Raw genomic sequence first — 6,124 nt, 5'->3', positions numbered from 1 at the left:
CCGCCGCCGTCGTGGGTGACGACGGTGGTCTGGTCGGCATGCCGCTGGCCTGCAAGCAGATAGACCCCGTCCAGCCGCACCTCCGCGCCGTGGCCGGGGTGGTTGACCCGCGTCTCTATCCGCTGCCGCTTGGCGCCGCCGGCCAGGACCGTCTGGTGCAGCCGCGCGCCAAATCCGAGCGTGACGATGGCCGTCGAGACGCTCACCGCGCCGGGATCGTCGTCGGAGACCACGATCCGCTCCAGGCTGGCGCCCTCGCCGACCCCGACCGTCAGCACTGAGTCGGCGACGTAATCGGCGGCCCGGCCCTCGTAGCTCTCCAGCATCGTGAGGCTCGCGCCGTCCGCCACCTCCACGCCCAGGTGGACGCCGTGCGAGGTCCCGGGGCTCGCCGAGACGAACCGCAGGCGCACTGTGCGCGCCTCGCCGCGCGGCACGATCAGCGCGGCGGCGTCGCCCCGGATCTGTCCGTTGACGATCGTCAGCTCGGCCGGGCCGAACGGCCCTTCGCCCACCTCGCCAGCGAACTCCGGAGAGGCCGGCGGCAGAACGCGTATCAGGCCGCGCAGGTCGGTCCAGCGCCAGTCTTCGTCACGCTTGCCGGGGAGCTGGGCGACGTCGCCGGTGCGCAATGCGGCGGAAAGCGTCAAGCGGCGACCCTTTCGTACTTCTCGTAGCCCTCGCGCTCGAGTTCGTGGGCCAGTTCCGGGCCGCCGGAGGCGACGATGCGGCCGGCGGCCAGCACGTGCACCTTGTCGGGACGGATGTAGTCCAGCAGGCGCTGGTAGTGGGTGATCACCAGCATGGCCCGGTCGGGCCCTCGCATGGCGTTCACGCCGTCGGCGACGATGCGCAGGGCGTCAATGTCGAGGCCGGAGTCCGTCTCGTCGAGGATCAGGAGGCGCGGCTGGAGCATCGCCATCTGGAAGATCTCCATCCGCTTCTTCTCGCCGCCGGAGAAACCGACGTTTAAAGCGCGCTTCAGCATCTCGAAGTCGATCTTCAGCTTGGCGGCGGTCTCGCGGGCGAGCTTGATGAACTCCCCGGCCCCGACCTCCGATTCGCCGCGGGCCCTGCGCTGGGCGTTCATGGCGGTGCGCAGGAAGTGCATCGCCGGCACGCCCGGGATCTCCAGCGGGTACTGGAAGGAGAGGAACAGGCCCCGGGCCGCGCGCTCGTTCGGCTCCAGCGCCAGCAGGTCCTCGCCGTCCAGCGTGGCCGAGCCCTCGATAACCTCGTAACCCTCGCGGCCGGTCAGCACGTAGGACAGGGTCGACTTGCCCGCCCCGTTGGGCCCCATGATGGCGTGCACCTCGCCGGCCGGGAGCTCCAGGCTGAGGCCCTTGAGGATCGGCTTGTCCTCGACGGCGACGTGCAGGTTGTTGATCGACAGCATCAGCGAACTCTCAAACGGCTCGCCCGCGGCGGGCGAGGAAGATGGCAGGCGAGGGTCCGGCGCATCAGACCCCTTCATCGGCGAGGTACTGGGCCATGACCAGCACCGCGTCCTCGATGGTCTCGACAATGGTCTCCTTGCGCGGGGCCGCGCCGGACACGGCCGTGCGCTTATCGGCGGCCCGGACCGAGGCCTGGCCGCCCTCGAAGTAGGCCGCCAGGCGGAAGTCGGCGTGGTCCAGGGTGACGGTGTAGCGGCGGCGGTCGAGGGTCAGGCCCTTGCTCTGCAGGAAAGCCGGGTCCTCGCCGAGCAGCCGCTCCAGCTGTTCGGCGCGGGCGAGGTCCTCCTCCTGCTGGCGGCGCTCGGCCTCCTCGCGCTCGCGGCGCTCGGCGTCACGGCGGATGCGCTCGGCCTCGAACGCCGTCTTCAGGCTGACCTTCAGGTCCGGTTTCGACTTGGTCATCCGACGCTCCCCTCCAGAGAGATGGCCACCAGCTTCTGCGCCTCGACAGCGAATTCCATCGGGAGCTCCTGCAGCACGTCCTTGACGAAGCCGTTGACGAGCAGCTGTACGGCCTCCTCCTGCGAGAGCCCGCGCTGCATCACGTAGAACAGCTGGTCTTCGGACAGCCGCGTCGTCGTCGCCTCGTGCTCGAACACCGCCTGGCCGTTCCGGGCCTCGATGTAGGGCACCGTGTGGGCCGCGCACTGCTTGCCGATCAGCAGGGAGTCGCACTGGGTGAAGTTGCGCGCGCCCTTAGCCTTCGGGTGGGCCGAGACCAACCCGCGGTAGGTGTTGGACGAGCGGCCGGCCGAGATACCCTTCGAGATGATCCGCGAGCGCGTGCCGGCGCCCAGGTGGATCATCTTGGTTCCGGTGTCGGCCTGCTGGCGCCCGTTGGTGATGGCGATCGAGTAGAACTCGCCGCTGCTCTCGTCGCCGCGCAGGATGCAGGACGGGTACTTCCAGGTGATAGCCGAGCCGGTCTCAACCTGCGTCCACGACACCTTCGAGCGCGCGCCGCGGCAGTCGGCCCGCTTGGTGACGAAGTTGTAGATGCCGCCTTTCCCGGTCTGCGGGTCGCCCGGATACCAGTTCTGCACGGTGGAGTATTTGATCTCCGCATCGTCCAGAGCGACCAATTCGACGACCGCGGCGTGCAGCTGGTTCTCGTCGCGCATGGGGGCCGTGCAGCCCTCCAGGTACGAGACGTAGCTTCCCTTGTCGGCGATGATCAGCGTCCGCTCAAACTGGCCGCTCTCGGCCGCATTGATGCGGAAGTAGGTGGACAGCTCCATCGGGCAGCGCACGCCCGGCGGCACGTAGACGAAGGAGCCGTCGGAGAACACCGCGCTGTTCAGGCAGGCGTAGTAGTTGTCCGAGACCGGCACCACCGACCCCAGGTACTTTTTGACCAGATCGCCGTGGTCGCGGATGGCCTCGCTCATCGAGCAGAAGATCACTCCGACCTCTGCCAGCTCCTTCTTGAAGGTGGTGACCACGGAGACGCTGTCGAACACCGCGTCGACCGCGTACTTGGGCGCGCCTTGGACGCCGGCCAGGACCTCCTGTTCGCGGATCGGAATGCCGAGCTTCGCGTAGGTCGCCAGGATGTCCGGATCCACCTCGTCCAGGCTCTTGGGCCCGTCCTTGGTCTTCGGGGCGGCGTAGTAGTAGCTGTCCTGGTAGTCGATCCGCGGGAAGTGGACCTTGGCCCAGGCCGGCTCCTCCAGCGCGAGCCAGCGCTCGTAGGCCTCCAGCCGCCACTTCAGCATCCACTCCGGCTCGTCCTTCTTGGTCGAGATGAAGCGGATGGTGTCGGCGCTCAGACCCTTGGGCGCGAACTCCTGGTCGATGTCGGTGACGAAACCGTGCTTGTACTTTTCGAGCGATTCGACGTGTTCGACGGTCTGCTTGGCGACGGGCATAAGCTCTACCTTTAGGCGGCCGGCGCGCGGCGACGCGCGGCATGGCGGCCGTTAAGTTCAATCCAGGCCTCGACGAGGCTGTTCCAGTCCGAGGCGTGCGTGGCCCAGCCGCCGCTGGCCCGGACCGCGCAACCGGCGAGGTCGGCCTGGCCCATGGCCGAGAGCACATGCGAGGGCTTCACCTTGCCCGACGAGCAGGCCGCCCCCGAGCTGACCATCACGCCGGCCAGGTCCAGCCCCATCACCTGCAGTTCGGCGGAGTGGCCGGGCGCGGCGAAACATAGGGTGTTGGGCAGCCGCTCGGCGCCCGCCCCGAGGATCACCGCGCCGGCCTGCGCCAGCCGCTCGGCCGCCGCATCGCGCCAGGCGGCCTGCGCCTGCAGGGCGGCGAGCCCGGCCATGCTGGCCCGTGCGGCCGCGCCAAAGCCGGCGATGCCGGGGACATTCTCAGTGCCGGCCCGGCGGCCCCGCTCCTGGCCGCCGCCGTGCTGGCGGCGCACCAGGCTGGCGCGGGGACCGAAAGTCAGGGCGCCCACGCCCTGCGGGCCGCCAAGCTTGTGCGCGGACACCGACAGGGTGTCGGCGCCGAGCGCCCGGCTGTCGAGGGCGATCTTGCCGGCCGCCTGGATGGCGTCCACGTGCAGCCAGCCGTCGGCGGCGCGCACGATTTCCGCCGCCTTCGCCACCGGCTGGATCACGCCGGTCTCGTTATTGGCCAGCATCAGGGCGACGAACGGCCGGCCCCAGGCGCCGTCCCAGCGCGACAGGCGATTCTCCAGCCAGGCGAGGTCGGCCACGCCCTCCGCGTCCACCGGCAGGGCGTCGACGTCCGCGCCGCTCTGGCGGGCGGTCTCCAGCACGCTGTCGTGCTCGACGGCGCTGACGATCAGCCGCCGCGAGCCGGCCGCGCGGGCGCTCTCGATCGCCAGCGCGTTGGCCTCGGTGCCGCCGCTGACGAACACCACAGTGGAGGCCGGCGCGCCGATCAGGGCCGCCACCGCGCCGCGGGCGTCCTCCACCAAGGCCCGGGCGGCGCGCCCGGCCGCATGGACCGACGAGGGATTGCCGCCGAGCTGGATGGCGCGGCCGATCGCCTGGATCGCTTCCGGCCGAACCGGAGCGGTGGCGTTGTAGTCGAGATAGACGCCGCTCATGCCGCCACCGGCTGAGAGGTCTTCAGCCGCCCGTTGGCCACGTCGTCTAGGGAGACGGAGGCGAGATAGTCGTGGATTTGGCGGCCCATTTCTTCCCACAGGTCGTGGGTCAGGCAGCGCTCGCCCTTCAGCATGCAGCCCTTCTGCGTCTCGCCCGAGCAGCGGGTGGTGCGCAGGGGCTCGTCCACGGCGGTGACGATGTCGGCGATGGTGGTCTCGGCGGCGCTGCGGGCCAGGCGGTAGCCGCCCCCCGGCCCTCTGGCGCTCACCACCAGCCCTTTGCGGCGCAGCCGCGAGAACAGCTGTTCGAGATAAGCCAGCGAGATCTCCTGCCGGGCCGCGATGTCGGCCAACGCCACGGCCCGCTCACCCTCGCGGCGCGCCAGGTCGGTCATGGCCATCACGGCATAGCGGCCCTTGGTGGAGAGGCGCATTTGGTGAACCCGCTAAGTGTTAGTTTTCGCGCGCATCCGCGCCCGCCTATGCTACAAGCCCGCCGCCTCGCGAGGGCGACCAGGCGCGCGACCAGGCTGGCCGGCATCTAGGAAGACCAAGCGCGGTAGTCAAGTATTCGTCACGAGAGGGGACCGAATGCCAGAGGTGGTGCTGACCGGTGCAGCCGGGCGTATCGAAGGACGCTACTCCGCCGGCAAGAGCGAGACGGCCCCCATCGCCCTCATCCTGCACCCGCACCCCAAGGCCGGCGGCCAGATGAACAATCCGGTCGCGGTGCAGCTCTTCCACCTGTTCATGAAGCGCGGCTTCTCGGTCCTGCGGTTCAATCTCCGCGGCGTGGGGCGCAGCCAGGGCGAATTCGATTCCGGCATCGGCGAGCTGGCGGACGCCGCCACCGCGCTGGACTGGCTGCAGTCGACCAATCCGGCCGCCTCGCAGTGCTGGGTCGCCGGCTACTCCTTCGGCGCCTGGATCGGCATGCAGCTGCTGATGCGCCGCCCGGAAACCGACGGCTTCATCTCGGTCTCGCCGCCCACCAACATGTACGACTTCTCCTTCCTCGCCCCCTGCCCGGCCTCGGGCCTGATCCTGCACGGCGGCGCGGACACGGTGGTGCCGCCCAACGAGGTCGAGCGCGTGGTCTCCAAGCTGCGCACCCAGAAGGGCATCGTCATCGACTACGAGGTTGTCGAGGGCGGCAGCCACTTCTGGGCCGAAAACCTCTCCGAGGTCGAAACCCGCGTCGGCGCCTATCTCGACAAGCGGCTGGCGGCCGAGCCGGCGTAACCCCAACTCCGCACATCCCCGCGGGGATGTGCGGCTGTTATGTGGCCTCCACGATCCGCCCGCCGGTCATCGCCTGCACCACGCCTGTGGTGCTCGGGAAGGTGATGGGCAGGCGGTTGGCGGACCTGGCCGCGCAGTAGGCGATGGCCTCCGCCTCGATGGAATCGCCGCGCCAGCCGACCGCTTCGGCGGACTCCACCGGTGCGGAGACCCGCTCCCGAATGGCCTGCATCAGCACCGGATTGTGGCGCCCGCCGCCGCAGGCGATCACCACGCTCGGCTCCGGCCCGGCGCGGTCGAGGCCGAGCTTCAGCGACTGCGCAGTGAACGCCACCAGCGTCGCGGCGGCGTCCTCCAGCTTGAGGGGCTCCAGCGGCTCGAGCGAGAAGTCGTAGCGGTCGAG

8 protein-coding genes are annotated in these 6,124 nt (G+C 69.8%); 1 reads left to right on the top strand and 7 read right to left on the bottom strand.

Translation table 11 applies throughout. From position 1 onward, the window contains the following. The 6 genes from VHK87_RS13515 to VHK87_RS13490 all read right to left on the bottom strand — a co-directional run. The coding region (locus VHK87_RS13515; protein WP_329635417.1) for a SufD family Fe-S cluster assembly protein at positions 1–650 on the bottom strand (650 nt) is incomplete at its 3' end. Then, entirely contained in the window at positions 647–1,396 is a 750-nt protein-coding gene (gene sufC / locus VHK87_RS13510) for a Fe-S cluster assembly ATPase SufC (RefSeq protein WP_329635416.1), read from the bottom strand. The genes sufC and VHK87_RS13515, both read right to left, overlap by 4 nt. Positions 1,397–1,460: 64 nt before the next feature. Beyond that, complete coding sequence (locus tag VHK87_RS13505) at positions 1,461–1,859, bottom strand: hypothetical protein (protein ID WP_329635415.1); 399 nt, start codon at positions 1,857–1,859, stop codon at positions 1,461–1,463. Continuing rightward, complete coding sequence (gene sufB / locus VHK87_RS13500) at positions 1,856–3,325, bottom strand: Fe-S cluster assembly protein SufB (RefSeq protein WP_329635414.1); 1,470 nt, start codon at positions 3,323–3,325, stop codon at positions 1,856–1,858. The genes VHK87_RS13505 and sufB overlap by 4 nt, the downstream gene beginning before the upstream one ends. An 11-nt stretch (positions 3,326–3,336) precedes the next feature. Further along, a complete protein-coding gene (locus tag VHK87_RS13495; RefSeq protein ID WP_329635413.1) occupies positions 3,337–4,479 on the bottom strand; it encodes a cysteine desulfurase family protein in 1,143 nt (380 codons plus the stop codon). Next, complete coding sequence (locus VHK87_RS13490; protein WP_329635412.1) at positions 4,476–4,913, bottom strand: Rrf2 family transcriptional regulator; 438 nt, start codon at positions 4,911–4,913, stop codon at positions 4,476–4,478. Before VHK87_RS13490 ends, VHK87_RS13495 begins: the two co-directional genes overlap by 4 nt. A 157-nt stretch (positions 4,914–5,070) precedes the next feature. Between VHK87_RS13490 and VHK87_RS13485 the strand changes: the two genes are divergently transcribed. Continuing rightward, on the top strand, positions 5,071–5,721 hold the full coding sequence (locus VHK87_RS13485) for an alpha/beta hydrolase (RefSeq protein ID WP_329635411.1): 651 nt from the start codon (positions 5,071–5,073) through the stop codon (positions 5,719–5,721). A 37-nt stretch (positions 5,722–5,758) separates the two neighbouring features. On the opposite strand, the gene VHK87_RS13480 is transcribed toward VHK87_RS13485, so the two are convergent. Then, a partial coding sequence (locus VHK87_RS13480) for an anhydro-N-acetylmuramic acid kinase (RefSeq protein WP_329635410.1) occupies positions 5,759–6,124 on the bottom strand: 366 nt, incomplete at its 5' end.

This window comes from Phenylobacterium sp. (assembly GCF_036263695.1).
Classification (GTDB): domain Bacteria; phylum Pseudomonadota; class Alphaproteobacteria; order Caulobacterales; family Caulobacteraceae; genus Phenylobacterium.
The sequence above is the reverse complement of the archived record's forward strand: the minus strand, read 5'-3'. Positions and strand labels throughout refer to the sequence as shown.